Below are 15,662 nucleotides of genomic sequence, written 5' to 3'. Positions count from 1 at the left end.
AAAAACTACTAAAACTTGTACTGCCAACTTCCTAGCTTAGATACGACGACGCTTAGGAGGACGGCAACCATTATGTGGAACTGGAGTTACGTCTTGAATCTCAGTGATCTTGATGCCCAATGAGTTCAATGCGCGAACAGCTGATTCACGACCTGGGCCTGGGCCTTTGATCTGAACTTCCAAGTTCTTGATACCGCATTCAATGGCTGTCTTACCAGCAACTTCTGCAGCTACCTGAGCAGCAAAAGGTGTTGATTTACGTGAGCCTTTGAAGCCCTGTCCGCCAGAAGTTGCCCATGAAAGAGCATTTCCTTGACGATCAGTGATCGTAATGATGGTGTTATTAAAAGAAGCGTGAACGTGTGCAATACCGTCAGCAACGTTCTTTTTAACCTTCTTACGAGCGCGCTGTGAAGCGGCGGAAGCGGATTGTTGTTTTGCCATGTCAATAAACTTTCTTGATTATTTCTTCAGTTGCACGCCAGACTTACGTGGGCCCTTACGGGTACGCGCGTTAGTCTTTGTACGTTGACCACGTACAGGCAGGCCCTTACGATGACGAACACCGCGATAGCAACCTAAGTCCATCAAACGCTTGATGTTCATAGTTACTTCACGACGAAGGTCACCTTCAGTGATGAACTTACCTACTTCATCACGCAACTTTTCCAAGTCACCGTCAGTAAGGTCTTTAACTTTTTTGTCGATAGCAACACCTGTGGTTTCACAAATTTTGCGAGCACGAGTTGTGCCAATGCCAAAAATTGCTGTTAAACCGATAACAGTATGTTGATGATTTGGGATATTTACCCCAGCGATACGTGCCATGAGATTTCCTCTTAATTAACCAGATCAGCCTTGACGCTGCTTATGACGTGCGTCTGAAGAACAGATCACGCGCACAACGCGTTTGCGCTTAATGATCTTGCAATTTCTGCAAATACACTTAACGGATGCTAAAACTTTCATAACTCACCTCTTAAAAATAGGTACTACTTAATCTTTACTTCGCACGGAAAATGATTCTGGCGCGCGTCAGGTCGTAAGGAGTCATCTCCACCGTCACCTTATCTCCCGGCAAAATACGGATGTAATGCATCCGCATCTTTCCGGAAATGTGCCCTAGAACCACATGTCCGTTTTCCAGCTTCACGCGAAACATCGCGTTCGGCAAATTCTCTACAACTTCTCCCGCCATCTGAATTACATCGTCTTTAGACATTCAGTTAAGCGCCCATCTTAAAGTTGGCTTTTTTCATCAAAGAGCCGTACTGCTGTTGCATGACAAATGACTGAACTTGAGCCATGAAATCCATTGCAACAACAACAATAATCAACAATGAAGTACCGCCGAAATAAAACGGCACGTTGTACTTCAACACCAAGAATTCTGGCAACAAGCAAACCAGAACCATATAAATTGCACCAGCCAAAGTCAAACGCACCAAGATCTTGTCGATGTAACGCGCTGTTTGATCGCCAGGACGAATGCCTGGAACAAAAGCACCGCTCTTCTTTAAATTCTCAGCAGTGTCGCGGCTGTTAAATACCAGTGCGGTATAGAAGAAACAGAAGAAAATAATCGCTGCTGCATACAAAATTGTGTACACGGGCTGACCAGGGGCCAAAGTTGCCGCTAAATCTTTAATAATTCTGCTGAACATATTGGTTGGCTCACCTGAAGTAAACCAGCCAGCAATCGTTGCAGGAAACAAAATGATTGAAGAAGCAAAAATTGGGGGGATAACACCAGCCATATTTAACTTCAATGGGAAGTAAGAAGACTGGCCACCGTAAATCTTGTTCCCAACCTGACGCTTAGCGTAGTTAACCAAGATGCGGCGCTGACCGCGCTCAACAAACACCACAAAATAAGTTACTGCCACGCAAATTACTACGATCAGCAATGCAGAAATAATATTCATAGAGCCGGTACGAACCAACTCTAACAAGCTAGCTAATGCATTTGGCAAGCCAGAAACAATGCCGCCGAAAATAATGATGGAAATGCCGTTACCTAAGCCGCGTTCAGTAATTTGCTCGCCGAGCCACATTAAGAACATCGTGCCAGTAACTAAAGTCACTACGGTATTTAATTCAAACATCAAGCCCGGGTTTACAACCAAACCTGGTTGAGCCTGCAAAGCAACAGAAATACCTAATGCTTGGAAGGTTGCCAAGAATACAGTGCCATAACGGGTGTACTGCGTAATCTTGCGTTGACCAGCCTGACCTTCTTTTTTCAAAGACTCCAATGATGGAACAACAATGGTCATCAATTGCATGATGATCGATGCAGAGATATAGGGCATGATTCCCAGGGCAAAGACTGTAAAGCGCGATAATGCACCGCCTGAGAACAGATTGAACATTCCCAAGATGCCGTCTTTTTGTCCTGCAAATAACTGTGCCAATTGGTCTGGATCAATTCCAGGAACTGGAATATGCGCACCCAAACGGAACACGAGCAAAGCCAACACCAGGAAAATCAAGCGATGGCGTAATTCGCCAAACTTGCCTCCTGCTGTTGAAGTGCTTGCGTTATTGGTAGGTGCTAATGCCATTTTTCTAAAAAGACCTATTAAGCCAATTCAACCAATTTGCCGCCAGCTGCTTCGATAGCTGCTTTAGCGCCGGCAGTTGCTGTGATGCCCTTGAGGGTTACAGCAATTTTGAGTTCGCCAGTTTTGATTACTTTTACTGCATTGATTTGCTCACCAGCAAAGCCGTGTGCTTTCAATACCAATAAGTCTACTTCTGGCAAGTTGATTTTTGCTAAGTCATTCAAAGTGATTTGACCAACATGACGACGTGTCAAAGACACGAAACCACGCTTTGGCAAACGACGGTACATAGGCATCTGACCGCCTTCAAACCCGACCTTGTGGAAACCACCTGAACGGGATTTTTGACCTTTGTGACCACGACCTGCAGTTTTGCCAAGACCAGAACCAATGCCGCGACCTACGCGACGACGGTTTTTCTTGGAGCCTTCTGCTGGTTTGATTGTATTGAGTTGCATATTCTTCGCCTATTTACTTGCTAGTTATTAGCCAATGACTTTAACTAGATAAGAAACTTTATTAATCATGCCGCGAACAGCTGGAGTGTCTTCCAATTCAGAAACTGAATTGATACGACCAAGGCCTAAGCCACGTACAGTTGCACGATGGCTTTCGCGTGTGCCGATCAAGCTGCGTACTAATTGCAGTTTGACTTTGGAGTTAGATGTTGTCATTTATAGATTCCTAATCTTTTGGTCTTAGCCGAGAATCTCTTCAACTGACTTGCCGCGCTTAGCAGCAATCTCAGCAGGAGTACTCATCTTGCTCAAACCATCAATCGTTGCACGAACCAAGTTGTATGGGTTTGTAGAGCCAAGTGACTTAGCAACCACGTTTGTTACACCCATTACGTCGAAAATCGCGCGCATTGGGCCGCCGGCAATAATTCCAGTACCGTCTTTAGCTGGAGAAATCAAAACGCGTGACGCGCCATGCTGACCAGTAACAGTGTGCTGCAAAGTACCTTTACGCAAAGTAACCTTGATCATCTTGCGACGAGCTTCGTCCATTGCCTTTTGAACAGCAACTGGAACTTCTTTTGACTTGCCTTTACCCATGCCGATGCGGCCGTCGCCATCGCCAACTACAGTGAGTGCAGCGAAGCCGAGAATACGACCACCCTTAACCACTTTAGTTACACGATTAACAGCGATCATCTTCTCGCGAAGACCATCATCACGCTCTTCGTTTTGCATCTTAGTTTGCATTTTTGCCATGTTTTTTCCTAAACCCTATTAGAACTTCAGGCCGGCTTCACGCGCAGCTTCAGCTAAGGCCTTGATACGGCCGTGGTAACGATGACCGGAACGATCAAAAGCAACATCAACAACGCCTGCCTTAACAGCACGCTCAGCAACTAACTTGCCGATTTGTTTTGCAGCTTCAGCGTTGCCGCCGTTTTTGATCGCTTGGCGCAAATCTTTTTCCATTGTTGAAGCAGCTGCCACAACTTTGGTTCCGCATGGGCTATAAACCTGAGCAGAAATATGTGTGTTGCTACGGATAACTGTTAAGCGATTTGCCAATGCTTCGGCAATGCGAATACGAGTCTGCCTAGCACGTCTTTGTCTGGATTCGTCTTTATTCATTTTCTAATCTCGCTTACTTCTTCTTAGTTTCTTTCAGATGCACAACCTCATCCACGTAGCGAACACCCTTGCCTTTGTATGGCTCTGGTGAACGGTATGCGCGAACTTCAGCTGCGACCTGGCCAACTTGCTGCTTGTTGGAACCTTTGATAATGATTTCAGTTTGAGTTGGAGTCTCAGCCTTTACACCCTTTGGCAGGTTGTAAATAATGTCGTGTGAGAAACCCAACTGCAATTTCAATGTTTCGCCTTGAGCAGCAGCACGGTAACCAACGCCTACCAAGCTGAGCTTGCGCTCAAAGCCAGTAGTTACGCCAACAACCATGTTGTTAACCAAGGCGCGGGCTGTACCTGACTGAGCACCAGCTTCTGGTGAGTCGTTATTTAAAACAACTGTCAATACGCCATCTTCTTGTTTCAAACCAACAGAAGGATGCAAGTTATGTGTCAAAGTGCCCAATGGACCTTTAACAGTAATGTTTGCACCGTTGATGCTGATTTCAGCGCCCTTAGGAACTGTAATTGGTGATTTACCTACGCGGGACATATTTCGCTCCTTAAGCTACGTAGCAAATAACTTCGCCGCCCACGCCTGTTGCACGTGCTTTACGGTCTGTCATTACGCCTTGAGGGGTTGAAATAATTGCAATGCCCAAGCCATTCATTACTTCTGGAATGTCATGACGGCCTTTATAGATACGCAGACTTGGTGTAGATACACGGTCAATACGCTCAATAACAGGACGGCCTGCATAGTATTTGAGATCAATGTGGAGCACTGGCTTAGCTGCTTCACCTTTGATTTCGAAACTTTCGATATAGCCTTCATCTTGCAAAACTTTTGCGATGGCTACTTTAACTTTTGACGACGGCATCAAGACTACGGGTTTCTGCACTGCTTGCGCATTGCGGATCCTTGTCAACATGTCGGCGATTGGATCGCTGATACTCATGAGTTCTCCTAATTCTTTCGCCGCTTACCAGCTGGCCTTGGTTAAACCGGGGATTTCGCCACGGAAGGCGATTTCACGAATCTTGCTACGAGCCAAACCGAACTTACGGAATGTGCCACGTGGGCGACCGGTTAATGAACAACGATTTCTTTGACGAATCGGGCTTGCGTTACGTGGAAGTGCCTGTAGTTTCAAGCGAGCTTCATAGCGCTCTTCATCGCTGCGTGATTGATCAGCAATGATCGCTTTGAGTTCAGCACGCTTGGCAGCGTACTTCTCTACAGTTTTTGCGCGCTTATTCTCGCGCTCAATCAGGGATAGTTTTGCCACGTTAGCCTCTTAATTGCGGAAAGGGAATTTGAATGCTGCCAACAAAGCTTTTGCTTCTTCGTCGGTTTTAGCAGTCGTCGTAATACTGATATTGAGACCACGGAGGGCATCAATCTTGTCGTATTCGATTTCAGGGAAAATGATCTGTTCTTTAACGCCGATGTTGTAGTTACCACGGCCGTCAAATGCTTTACCAGAGATACCGCGGAAGTCGCGTACGCGTGGCAATGCAACAGTAACGAAACGATCCAAGAATTCGTACATGCGTGCACCACGCAATGTCACCATGGCACCGATTGGGTAGCCTTGACGAATTTTGAATCCTGCAATCGCTTTTTTAGCTTTAGTTACAACAGGCTTTTGGCCGGCAACTTTAGTTAAATCACCAACTGCATTTTCGATAATCTTCTTGTCGTTCACTGCATCGCCTAAGCCCATGTTCAGGGTTACCTTAGTGATACGTGGAACTTCCATTACAGACTTGTAACCAAACTTGGCGATCAAATCTGCAACAACTTTAGCTTGATAGTGCTCTTGAAAACGTGTGCTCATAATTTCTCCGTGCCCCTTATGCGCTTAAAGTTGCGCCAGTGGTTTTGAGGAAACGTTGCTTTTTACCGTCCACGAGTTTGATACCAACACGTGATGGTTTGCCGTTACCGTCAACCACAGCCACATTAGAAATGTGAACAGGCATCGTCTTGTCAATCATGCCGCCAGTAACACCGGCTGCTGGATTTGGCTTAACGCTCTTTTTATAAATATTTACGCCTTCGATCACTAGTTTGTTCTCGAGAACGGCTGTAACAGTTCCTTGCTTGCCCTTATCGCGGCCAGTCAACAGAACTACGGAATCACCTTTACGAATCTTTTTCATATCAGCCTCTTAAATAACTTCGGGGGCGAGAGAAACGATCTTCATGAACTTTTCAGTACGCAACTCGCGCGTCACTGGTCCAAAGATACGTGTGCCAATTGGCTCTAACTTAGCGTTGAGCAATACCGCAGCGTTGCCATCGAACTTAATCAATGAACCATCTGGACGGCGAACACCCTTAGCAGTTCTCACTACTACGGCGTTATAAATGTCACCTTTTTTTACACGGCCACGTGGAGCAGCAGACTTAACGCTGACTTTGATGACATCACCGATACTGGCGTAACGACGCTTAGAGCCGCCCAATACCTTGATGCACAACACTTCACTGGCGCCTGTGTTATCGGCAACCTGTAATCTACTTTCGGTTTGTATCATTTCTAATCCCCAACTTATTGGCCAAAGGCAAACAGTCTTGGTTCCGTCTATGGGTTTTAACGAAAGCTAAAACCCGGAATTAATGAAAAACACTGCTTCTCCAATAAAACCAGAGAAGCCTTCTATTCTACTACGTAAAACAGGGATTTGGGAAGAAACTTCGCCAAAATCCCCAATATTTCTTTAAATACCCTTTGAAGCTTCAACTAAACGGGTCACAACCCAAGATTTAGTACGTGAAATTGGCTTAGATTCAGCAATTTCAACGGTATCACCCATCTTGTATGTGCCAGCTTCGTCATGAGCGTGGTACTTTTTGGACTGGCCAACGTACTTACCAATCACTGGATGCTTAACTTGACGCTCAACCAACACCGTCACAGTTTTTTGCATTTTGTCGCTAACAACGCGGCCCACAAGGGTGCGGCGCAAGGGTTTAGATAATTCTGTCATATCCCTTTTTCCTTATTTCTGTGCAGTCTTTTGGGCGATAAAAGTCTTCACACGAGCGATGTCGCGCTTATTTTTACCCAATTGGCTGGTATTTGTGAGTTGCTGAGTGCCTTTTTGCATACGGAGCTTGAAACCGGTCTTAAGCAACTCGGTTAACTCTGCATTCAATGCATTCAGATCTTTTGAAGCTAATTCTGTATTTTTCATAATCTCTATCCCGATCAACCTAAGTGGCGAATCACGAAAGTGGTCTGTAAAGGCAACTTAGCAGCAGCAAGCTTGAAAGCTTCGCGCGCCAATTGCTCATCAACACCGTCCATCTCGTAGAGCACTTTGCCTGGTTGAATTTCAGCTACGTAGTACTCTGGGTTACCTTTACCGTTACCCATACGTACTTCAGCAGGTTTTTGTGAAATTGGCTTATCTGGGAAAATGCGAATCCAAATACGGCCACCACGTTTAATGTGACGAGTCATTGCACGACGTGCTGACTCAATTTGACGAGCAGTCAAACGACCACGGCCAACGGCCTTCAATCCAAAGTCACCAAAGGCTACAGAACTACCGCGTGTTGCCACGCCAGTGTTACGGCCTTTTTGTTCCTTACGATACTTGCGACGCTTTGGTTGTAGCATGCTTACTCTCCTGACTTCTGCGTATCTGCGGCTGGTGTTTCAACCTTACGCACACGCTTTACTGCTGGTTTAGCAGCAACTAATGGCTTGTCTGTGCCAGCAGCTGGTTTACGAGCAGCTGTCTTGCTTGGAGCACGACGAGTTTTCTTTTCTTCGGCAGCTGGTTCAGCGGATGGAGCGGCTACTTGAGCTTCTGCACCACGACCCAATGTGTCGCCTTTGTATACCCAAACTTTTACACCGATGATGCCGTATGTTGTTTCCGCTTCTGATGTTGCGTAATCAATATCAGCCTTCAATGTATGAAGTGGAACGCGACCTTCACGGTACCATTCGCGACGTGCAATTTCAGCACCGTTCAAACGACCGGATGACATGATCTTGATACCTTGTGCGCCAAGACGCATTGCATTTTGCATTGCGCGCTTCATCGCACGACGGAACATAATGCGCTTCTCTAACTGTTGAGTAATAGAGTCGGCGATCAATTGCGCGTCAACTTCAGGCTTACGAATTTCTTCGATGTTCACGTGAACTGGAACGCCCATACGCTTTTGTAATTCGCGGCGGAGAACTTCAATGTCTTCGCCTTTTTTACCGATTACAACGCCTGGACGTGAGCTATAGATAGTGATACGGGCATTCTTTGCAGGACGCTCAATCACAACTTTACTAACGGATGCATTCTTCAACTTCTTCTTCAGATAGATGCGAACGTCAACGTCCTCTTTCAACATCTTTGCGAAGTCAGTATTGTTTGCATACCAACGTGATGTCCAATTCTTCGTTACCGCGAGTCGGAATCCGGTTGGGTTTATCTTTTGGCCCATATATTTCCTTAGTTACTCAAGGTCACGCTAATGTGACAAGTTTGTTTTTCAATTTGATTGCCACGACCCTTAGCGCGTGCGGTAAAGCGCTTCAATGAAGTGCCTTTATCAACAATAATTGCTGAAACCTTAAGCTCATCAATATCAGCACCTTTATTGTGTTCAGCGTTGGCCACTGCGGACTCAACAACTTTTTTCACAATGAAGGCAGCTTTTTTGGGGCTGAAGTTCAAAATGTTTAATGCGCGGGCAATCGGCAAACCACGAATTTGGTCTGCGACCAAACGTGTCTTTTGCGCAGAAATGCGGGCGCCCTTGTGAATAGCTTTAACTTCCATCATCATCCCCTTACTTCTTCGTTACTTTCTTGTCAGCAGCGTGACCTTTGAAAGTACGGGTCAAGGCAAATTCGCCTAACTTATGACCCACCATGTTTTCTGATACATATACCGGAACGTGTTGACGACCGTTATGCACAGCAATCGTCAGACCAATAAAGTCTGGGAGGATTGTTGAACGGCGTGACCAAGTTTTAATCGGTTTTTTGTCTTTATTGGCTTGTGCGACTTCAACTTTATTTACTAAGCTGGCTTCGCAAAATGGGCCTTTTTTAGCTGAACGTGTCATATCTATTTATCCTTATCGCTTAACGTTTTTGACGACGTTGAACGATCATCGAAGTTGTACGCTTATTGCGACGTGTGCGATAACCTTTGGTTGGAGTGCCCCATGGAGATACAGGTACGCGGCCTTCGCCAGTTCTACCTTCACCACCACCGTGTGGGTGATCTACTGGGTTCATTGCCACACCGCGAACGGTTGGGCGAATACCACGCCAGCGATTTGCACCTGCTTTACCAATTTGACGCAAGCTATGCTCTTCGTTACCAACTTCACCAATAGTGGCGCGGCACTCAATCAGAACACGGCGAACTTCACCGGAGCGCAAACGCACTTGAGCGTATACGCCTTCACGAGCTAACAATACTGCTGAACCACCGGCTGAACGTGCAACTTGTGCACCTTTGCCTGGCATGATTTCTACACAGTGAATAGTGCTACCAACTGGAATATTGCGAATTGGCAAGTTATTACCAGACTTGATTGGCGCTTCTGCACCACTCATGATTGCCTGGCCAACTGTCATGCCTTTAGCAGCAGGAATATAGCGACGCTCACCATCAGCAAACAAAATCAGTGCAATATTTGCGCTGCGGTTTGGATCGTATTCCAAGCGTTCAACCTTTGCTGGAATACCGTCTTTGTCGTTGCGTTTGAAATCAACAACACGATAGTGATGCTTATGACCACCACCCTTATGACGGGTAGTGATGTGGCCATTATTGTTACGGCCTGCTTTTTGGAATTGTGGCTCTACCAACGCTGCAAAAGGTTTACCTTTATGCAGGTCAGGATTTACCACCTTGACCATTGAACGACGACCTGGTGAGGTCGGTTTTGTCTTCATCAAAGGCATGATTAATTCGCCTCCGCTTCAAAGTTAATTTCTTGACCTGGCTTCAAATTCACATAGGCCTTCTTAGTGTGGTCACGACGACCTTCAAAACGGCCATAGCGCTTAGGCTTACCTTTTTGATTCACGATTTGAACTGAGTCAACTTGCACTTTAAAGAGCAATTCAACTGCTTGTTTTACATCGCTCTTGTTTGCGTCGCGAGCTACTTGGAAAACTACTTGTTCGTTTTTCTCTGCAACCATTGTGGCTTTTTCAGAGATCACCGGTCCAAGCAGAACCTTCATCAGGTTGTGATCGTTTTTACGGACTTGGCTCATTTCAGCAACTCCTCAATTTTTGCGATCGCAGCTTTGCTTACCAATACTTTTTTGTATTGAACTAAAGCTAATGGATCTGCATGCTGTGGCTCACATACAGCAACCTTATGCAAGTTGCGTGATGCCAAGTACAAATTCTCGCTAACTTGATCAACAATAATCAACACTGAATCCAAGCCCATTGCTTTAACTTTGTCAGCTAAAACTTTAGTCTTTGGAGCATCAAGAGAAAATTGATCAACAACATTCAAACGACCTTCGCGAGCTAACTGAGACAAAATTGATCTCATACCAGCGCGGTACATTTTCTTGTTTACTTTTTGGCTGAAATTCTCTTCTGGAGAATTTGGGAATATACGACCGCCTCCGCGCCACAGCGGGGAAGAGCTCATACCAGCACGTGCACGACCAGTACCTTTTTGACGCCAAGGTTTCTTGGTTGTGTGCTTAACTTGCTCACGGTCTTTTTGCGCACGATTACCGCTACGTGCATTTGCTTGGTAAGCCACTACAACTTGGTGTACCAATGCTTCGTTATATTCACGTTCGAATACTTCTGGTGAAGCTTGTACGCCTGCACCTAAAGTACCGTTGTCCTGGAGAAGCTTAAGTTCCATATTCGCTCTCCTTATTTCTTCTTCAACGGTGTCTTAACCGCTGGAGTAACAATAACTTTACCGCCTGGGGCACCTGGAATAGCGCCTTTAACCATGATGAGATTACGTTCTGCATCAATGCGTGCGATGACTAAATTTTGAACTGTACGTGTAACGTCACCCAAGTGACCGGTCATACGCTTACCAGGGAAAACACGACCTGGATCTTGCGCCATACCGATTGAGCCTGGTACGTTATGTGAACGTGAGTTACCGTGGGATGCACGACCAGAAGCGAAGTGATAACGCTTGATGGTACCTGCGTAGCCCTTACCGATAGACACGCCTTGTACGTCCACTTTTTGACCAGCAGTAAATGCAGTGTCAGCAGGAATTACTTGTCCTGGTGTCATTTCTGCGATTTTCGCTGCGTCTAATTGGAATTCGTTGAGGCCATTACCAGCCATCACACCAGCTTTGGCGAAGTGACCAGCCATTGCTTTGGTAACGCGAGTAGCTCTACGTGTGCCATGTGCCAACTGGATAGCATCATAGCCATCAGTTGCCTGGGTCTTGATTTGAGCGATTCTGTTGTCGCTCACGTCAATTACGGTTACAGGGATTGAATCCCCTTCGTCCGTAAATAGACGGGTCATGCCGACCTTGCGGCCGATTAAGCCTAAGCTCATATTCATGCTCCACGCCGACTTCGATTGGTCGGCAAAATTAATTTAAGTGATTTACAAGTAAAAGTACTTCTAAATCAATAACTTACAACGTTTTTAGTGCTGATAAAACTAAGATTTTCGCCCAAATAAATGAGCGAAGCCTTAGATTCTATCCCGAAAACCCAATCTTGACAAGCAAAAAGACCGGAAACAACAAATTACTGCAACTTAATTTCGACGTCCACACCAGCTGGGAGGTCTAATTTCATCAAAGCATCTACAGTTTTCTCTGTAGGATCAACGATATCCATCAAACGGAGATGGGTACGGATCTCTAACTGATCACGCGATGTCTTGTTCACGTGTGGTGAACGCAAGATATCAAAACGCTCGATACGAGTTGGCAAAGGTACTGGACCCTTAACAACTGCACCAGTGCGTTTAGCTGTATCAACGATTTCAGCTGCAGACTGGTCAATCAAGCGATAGTCAAATGCTTTAAGGCGAATACGAATTTTTTGGTTTTGCATATTAATTCCAAAGAGCGTTGTGGTGCTGCCACGTTATACATCTAAAGAGCTCGGTGACATCAGCAGCACTGATGTCACCGGTTAGCAAACCGCTAAATATTTATTACTAGTAAAACTTAAGCCAAAATCTTTGCAACCACGCCGGCGCCAACAGTACGGCCACCTTCACGGATCGCAAAACGTAAACCTTCTTCCATCGCGATAGGAGCGATGAGTTTTACGGTAATAGTTACGTTATCACCAGGCATAACCATTTCTTTGTCTTTTGGCAACTCGATTGAACCAGTTACGTCCGTTGTACGGAAGTAGAACTGTGGACGATAGTTGTTAAAGAATGGAGTATGACGGCCACCTTCATCTTTACCCAAGATGTAAACCTCGGCTGTAAAGTGAGTATGTGGGGTGATTGAACCTGGCTTAGCCAATACTTGGCCGCGCTCAACTTCTTCACGTTTTGTACCGCGTAACAAGATACCAACGTTATCGCCTGCTTGACCTTGGTCGAGCAATTTGCGGAACATTTCAACACCAGTACAAGTTGTCTTGAGTGTTGGTTTGATACCGATGATTTCGATCTCTTCACCAACCTTAACGATACCGCGCTCGATACGGCCTGTTACAACAGTACCGCGACCGGAGATAGAGAACACGTCTTCTACTGGCATCAAGAACGCGCCGTCAACAGCACGCTCTGGAGTTGGGATATATGTATCGAGTGCTTCAGCCAATTTCATGATGGCTTCTTTACCCAATTTGCCTTCGTCGCCTTCAAGGGCTAACTTAGCAGAACCTTGGATGATTGGTGTGTCATCGCCAGGGAAGTTGTACTTAGATAGAAGCTCACGAACTTCCATTTCAACTAACTCGAGCAATTCAGCGTCATCAACCATGTCGCACTTGTTGAGGAAAACTACGATGTAAGGAACACCAACTTGGCGTGCCAAGAGGATGTGCTCACGAGTTTGTGGCATTGGGCCGTCAGCAGCAGAGCAAACTAAGATTGCGCCGTCCATCTGAGCAGCACCAGTAATCATGTTCTTAACGTAGTCAGCATGTCCTGGGCAGTCAACGTGAGCGTAGTGACGGTTAGCTGTCTCGTACTCAACGTGTGCTGTGTTAATCGTAATACCACGTGCTTTTTCTTCAGGAGCAGCATCGATCTGATCGTATGCTTTTGCTTCGCCACCGAATGCTTTAGAAAGCACGGTTGCGATTGCTGCTGTCAATGTGGTTTTACCGTGGTCAACGTGACCGATGGTGCCTACGTTTACGTGCGGTTTTGTCCGCTCGAATTTTTCTTTTGCCATTTTTGTCTGCCTTCTTTAGCTAGTCAATATTCAAAATTAATGTGGATAAATTACTTCGCTTTAGCAGCCATGACTGCTTCAGCAACGTTCTTAGGTGCTTCGGAATAATGCTTAAATTCCATGGTGTAGGTAGCGCGACCTTGGGTCAACGAGCGCAAGCCAGTTGAGTAACCAAACATCTCTGCCAATGGCACTTCAGCGCGTACGATCTTGCCGCCGCCTGGAATGTCATCCATACCTTGCAAAATACCGCGACGGGATGAAAGGTCACCCATTACGTTACCCATGAAATCTTCTGGTGTTTCAACTTCAACAGCCATCATCGGCTCAAGCAACACTGGGGATGCTTTGCGCATACCGTCTTTGAACGCCATAGAACCCGCCATCTTAAATGCGTTTTCATTGGAGTCAACGTCATGGTATGAACCGAAGAACAATGTTGCTTTGATATCTACAACTGGATAGCCAGCCAAAATACCGGAGTTCAATGTTTCGATAATGCCTTTTTCAACTGCAGGGATGTATTCACGTGGAACTACACCGCCCTTAATTGCGTCAACGAATTCAAAACCTTTACCTGGGGCTTGTGGCTCTAACTTCAATACCACGTGACCGTATTGACCACGACCACCAGACTGCTTAACGAATTTACCTTCGATCTCTTCGCAAACCTTACGAATCGTTTCACGGTAGGCAACTTGTGGCTTACCAACAGTTGCTTCAACACCGAATTCACGCTTCATACGGTCAACCAAAATTTCCAAGTGGAGCTCGCCCATACCGGAAATAATTGTTTGGCCTGATTCTTCGTCTGTCTTCACGCGGAAAGAAGGATCTTCTTGTGCCAAGCGATTCAAAGCAAGGCCCATTTTTTCTTGGTCAGCTTTAGTCTTTGGCTCAACAGCTTGAGAGATCACTGGCTCTGGGAATACCATGCGCTCCAAAATAACGATGCTATCTGGATCACACAATGTTTCGCCTGTAGTGGCGTCTTTCAGACCAACCGCAGCAGCGATATCGCCAGCGAATACTTCTTTAATTTCTTCACGTTCGTTTGCATGCATCTGCAACAAACGACCAACACGTTCTTTCTTACCCTTAATTGGGTTGTAGATTGTGTCGCCAGATTTCATTACGCCTGAGTAAACACGGAAGAAGATGAGCTGGCCAACGAATGGGTCAGTCATGATCTTAAATGCCAATGCTGAGAACTTAGCACTGTCAGATGCTTCACGTGTTGTAGGTGTTCCATCTTCCAATTCACATGGAACTGGTGGAACGTCCAATGGGGATGGCAACAATTCAACAACAGCATCCAACATCGCCTGAACGCCTTTGTTCTTAAACGCTGTTCCGCACAACATTGGAACAATTTCATTAGCGATAGTGCGTTGACGCAATGCTGCTTTGATTTCTTCTTCGGTCAAGCCTTCGCCGCCGAGATATTTTTCCATCAACTCTTCTGAGCTTTCAGCAGCAGCTTCGAGCATCTTCTCGCGCCATTCTTCAGCAGAAGCTTGCAATTCAGCAGGGATCTCTTCATAGGTAAATTTAGTACCTTGTGAAGCCTCATCCCAATAGATCGCCTTCATCTTCACCAAATCCACAACGCCTTTGAAGTTTTCTTCAGCGCCGATTGGGATTTGGATCAAGATTGGATTCGCTTTAAGGCGAGTTCTCATTTGGTCGTAGACCTTGAAGAAGTTCGCACCAGTACGGTCCATCTTGTTTACGAATGCTAAACGTGGAACTTGATACTTGTTAGCTTGACGCCAAACAGTTTCAGATTGTGGCTGTACACCACCTACCGCACAGTAAACCATGCAAGCGCCATCCAAAACACGCATAGAACGCTCAACTTCAATAGTGAAGTCTACGTGTCCTGGGGTATCAATAATATTGATACGGTGCTCTGCGAAATTACCAGCCATGCCCTTCCAGAAAGTGGTAGTAGCAGCAGAAGTAATTGTGATACCACGCTCTTGCTCTTGCTCCATCCAGTCCATGGTTGCAGCGCCATCATGTACTTCACCGATCTTGTGATTAACACCGGTGTAGAACAAAACGCGTTCTGTAGTTGTTGTTTTACCTGCGTCAATGTGCGCAGAAATACCGATATTGCGGTATTTGTCGATAGGGGTTTTACGTGCCACTGTTG

28 protein-coding genes are annotated in these 15,662 nt (G+C 45.8%); all 28 read right to left on the bottom strand.

The window, feature by feature from the left end; all coding sequences use genetic code 11:
• Window positions 1-36: 36 nt before the first annotated feature.
• The 28 genes from rpsK to fusA all read right to left on the bottom strand — a co-directional run bounded on the left by rpsK (window position 37) and on the right by fusA (window position 15,657).
• Window positions 37-444 carry a 30S ribosomal protein S11 gene (rpsK, locus tag C2745_RS00425; RefSeq protein WP_015420254.1) on the bottom strand — a complete coding sequence of 136 codons (408 nt, stop codon included), beginning with the start codon at window positions 442-444 and terminating at the stop codon, window positions 37-39.
• 18 nt (window positions 445-462) lie between these two features.
• Entirely contained in the window at window positions 463-828 is a 366-nt protein-coding gene (rpsM, locus tag C2745_RS00420; protein WP_215305638.1) for a 30S ribosomal protein S13, read from the bottom strand.
• A 24-nt stretch (window positions 829-852) separates the two neighbouring features.
• Window positions 853-969, bottom strand: a complete 117-nt coding sequence (gene rpmJ, locus C2745_RS00415; protein ID WP_012357167.1) for a 50S ribosomal protein L36 — start codon at window positions 967-969, stop codon at window positions 853-855.
• Between the two features lie 34 nt (window positions 970-1,003).
• On the bottom strand, window positions 1,004-1,222 hold the full coding sequence (infA, locus tag C2745_RS00410) for a translation initiation factor IF-1 (RefSeq protein ID WP_068320132.1): 219 nt from the start codon (window positions 1,220-1,222) through the stop codon (window positions 1,004-1,006).
• Between the two features lie 4 nt (window positions 1,223-1,226).
• The gene (gene secY, locus C2745_RS00405; protein ID WP_215384399.1) at window positions 1,227-2,564 is read right to left on the bottom strand and encodes a preprotein translocase subunit SecY; all 1,338 of its coding nucleotides are present in this window, start codon (window positions 2,562-2,564) and stop codon (window positions 1,227-1,229) included.
• A 17-nt stretch (window positions 2,565-2,581) separates the two neighbouring features.
• The gene (gene rplO, locus C2745_RS00400; RefSeq protein ID WP_068320126.1) at window positions 2,582-3,022 is read right to left on the bottom strand and encodes a 50S ribosomal protein L15; all 441 of its coding nucleotides are present in this window, start codon (window positions 3,020-3,022) and stop codon (window positions 2,582-2,584) included.
• Between the two features lie 27 nt (window positions 3,023-3,049).
• The gene (gene rpmD, locus C2745_RS00395; protein ID WP_015420249.1) at window positions 3,050-3,238 is read right to left on the bottom strand and encodes a 50S ribosomal protein L30; all 189 of its coding nucleotides are present in this window, start codon (window positions 3,236-3,238) and stop codon (window positions 3,050-3,052) included.
• Between the two features lie 24 nt (window positions 3,239-3,262).
• On the bottom strand, window positions 3,263-3,781 hold the full coding sequence (gene rpsE, locus C2745_RS00390) for a 30S ribosomal protein S5 (RefSeq protein WP_011901917.1): 519 nt from the start codon (window positions 3,779-3,781) through the stop codon (window positions 3,263-3,265).
• Window positions 3,782-3,799: 18 nt separating this feature from the next.
• Entirely contained in the window at window positions 3,800-4,153 is a 354-nt protein-coding gene (gene rplR / locus C2745_RS00385; RefSeq protein ID WP_215360615.1) for a 50S ribosomal protein L18, read from the bottom strand.
• A gap of 13 nt (window positions 4,154-4,166) precedes the next feature.
• Window positions 4,167-4,700: a 50S ribosomal protein L6 gene (gene rplF, locus C2745_RS00380; RefSeq protein WP_068320122.1), complete on the bottom strand. Its 534-nt coding sequence runs from the start codon at window positions 4,698-4,700 to the stop codon at window positions 4,167-4,169.
• Between the two features lie 10 nt (window positions 4,701-4,710).
• Window positions 4,711-5,106 carry a 30S ribosomal protein S8 gene (gene rpsH, locus C2745_RS00375; protein ID WP_011901914.1) on the bottom strand — a complete coding sequence of 132 codons (396 nt, stop codon included), beginning with the start codon at window positions 5,104-5,106 and terminating at the stop codon, window positions 4,711-4,713.
• Between the two features lie 24 nt (window positions 5,107-5,130).
• The gene (gene rpsN, locus C2745_RS00370; protein ID WP_071464445.1) at window positions 5,131-5,436 is read right to left on the bottom strand and encodes a 30S ribosomal protein S14; all 306 of its coding nucleotides are present in this window, start codon (window positions 5,434-5,436) and stop codon (window positions 5,131-5,133) included.
• Window positions 5,437-5,445: 9 nt separating this feature from the next.
• Window positions 5,446-5,988, bottom strand: coding sequence for a 50S ribosomal protein L5 (gene rplE / locus C2745_RS00365; RefSeq protein ID WP_046329383.1), 543 nt, complete (start codon window positions 5,986-5,988; stop codon window positions 5,446-5,448).
• Between the two features lie 16 nt (window positions 5,989-6,004).
• The gene (rplX, locus tag C2745_RS00360; RefSeq protein WP_011901911.1) at window positions 6,005-6,313 is read right to left on the bottom strand and encodes a 50S ribosomal protein L24; all 309 of its coding nucleotides are present in this window, start codon (window positions 6,311-6,313) and stop codon (window positions 6,005-6,007) included.
• A gap of 9 nt (window positions 6,314-6,322) precedes the next feature.
• Window positions 6,323-6,691: a 50S ribosomal protein L14 gene (gene rplN / locus C2745_RS00355; RefSeq protein WP_072582069.1), complete on the bottom strand. Its 369-nt coding sequence runs from the start codon at window positions 6,689-6,691 to the stop codon at window positions 6,323-6,325.
• A gap of 183 nt (window positions 6,692-6,874) precedes the next feature.
• A complete protein-coding gene (gene rpsQ / locus C2745_RS00350) occupies window positions 6,875-7,144 on the bottom strand; it encodes a 30S ribosomal protein S17 (RefSeq protein ID WP_011901909.1) in 270 nt (89 codons plus the stop codon).
• Window positions 7,145-7,156: 12 nt separating this feature from the next.
• On the bottom strand, window positions 7,157-7,351 hold the full coding sequence (rpmC, locus tag C2745_RS00345) for a 50S ribosomal protein L29 (RefSeq protein WP_068320118.1): 195 nt from the start codon (window positions 7,349-7,351) through the stop codon (window positions 7,157-7,159).
• A 14-nt stretch (window positions 7,352-7,365) separates the two neighbouring features.
• Window positions 7,366-7,779 carry a 50S ribosomal protein L16 gene (rplP, locus tag C2745_RS00340; protein WP_011901907.1) on the bottom strand — a complete coding sequence of 138 codons (414 nt, stop codon included), beginning with the start codon at window positions 7,777-7,779 and terminating at the stop codon, window positions 7,366-7,368.
• A gap of 2 nt (window positions 7,780-7,781) precedes the next feature.
• On the bottom strand, window positions 7,782-8,609 hold the full coding sequence (rpsC, locus tag C2745_RS00335) for a 30S ribosomal protein S3 (protein WP_072582068.1): 828 nt from the start codon (window positions 8,607-8,609) through the stop codon (window positions 7,782-7,784).
• A gap of 8 nt (window positions 8,610-8,617) precedes the next feature.
• The gene (gene rplV / locus C2745_RS00330; RefSeq protein WP_198929325.1) at window positions 8,618-8,950 is read right to left on the bottom strand and encodes a 50S ribosomal protein L22; all 333 of its coding nucleotides are present in this window, start codon (window positions 8,948-8,950) and stop codon (window positions 8,618-8,620) included.
• Window positions 8,951-8,957: 7 nt separating this feature from the next.
• Window positions 8,958-9,236, bottom strand: a complete 279-nt coding sequence (gene rpsS / locus C2745_RS00325) for a 30S ribosomal protein S19 (RefSeq protein WP_046329379.1) — start codon at window positions 9,234-9,236, stop codon at window positions 8,958-8,960.
• 19 nt (window positions 9,237-9,255) lie between these two features.
• A complete protein-coding gene (gene rplB, locus C2745_RS00320; RefSeq protein ID WP_215384398.1) occupies window positions 9,256-10,086 on the bottom strand; it encodes a 50S ribosomal protein L2 in 831 nt (276 codons plus the stop codon).
• 2 nt (window positions 10,087-10,088) lie between these two features.
• Window positions 10,089-10,403: a 50S ribosomal protein L23 gene (rplW, locus tag C2745_RS00315; protein WP_068947693.1), complete on the bottom strand. Its 315-nt coding sequence runs from the start codon at window positions 10,401-10,403 to the stop codon at window positions 10,089-10,091.
• Window positions 10,400-11,020, bottom strand: coding sequence for a 50S ribosomal protein L4 (gene rplD, locus C2745_RS00310; RefSeq protein WP_011901901.1), 621 nt, complete (start codon window positions 11,018-11,020; stop codon window positions 10,400-10,402). The genes rplW and rplD overlap by 4 nt, the downstream gene beginning before the upstream one ends.
• A gap of 11 nt (window positions 11,021-11,031) precedes the next feature.
• Window positions 11,032-11,688, bottom strand: a complete 657-nt coding sequence (rplC, locus tag C2745_RS00305) for a 50S ribosomal protein L3 (RefSeq protein ID WP_011901900.1) — start codon at window positions 11,686-11,688, stop codon at window positions 11,032-11,034.
• Between the two features lie 197 nt (window positions 11,689-11,885).
• Window positions 11,886-12,197 (bottom strand): 30S ribosomal protein S10, encoded by a 312-nt coding sequence (gene rpsJ / locus C2745_RS00300; RefSeq protein WP_011901899.1) that lies wholly within the window; start codon window positions 12,195-12,197, stop codon window positions 11,886-11,888.
• Window positions 12,198-12,313: 116 nt separating this feature from the next.
• A complete protein-coding gene (gene tuf / locus C2745_RS00295; protein WP_128112926.1) occupies window positions 12,314-13,504 on the bottom strand; it encodes an elongation factor Tu in 1,191 nt (396 codons plus the stop codon).
• A 50-nt stretch (window positions 13,505-13,554) separates the two neighbouring features.
• A complete protein-coding gene (fusA, locus tag C2745_RS00290; protein ID WP_215384397.1) occupies window positions 13,555-15,657 on the bottom strand; it encodes an elongation factor G in 2,103 nt (700 codons plus the stop codon).
• Window positions 15,658-15,662: the final 5 nt, after the last annotated feature.

Source organism: Polynucleobacter sp. AP-Kolm-20A-A1, assembly GCF_018688315.1.
Lineage (GTDB): Bacteria > Pseudomonadota > Gammaproteobacteria > Burkholderiales > Burkholderiaceae > Polynucleobacter.
This window is presented reverse-complemented; position numbering and strand designations above follow the sequence as displayed.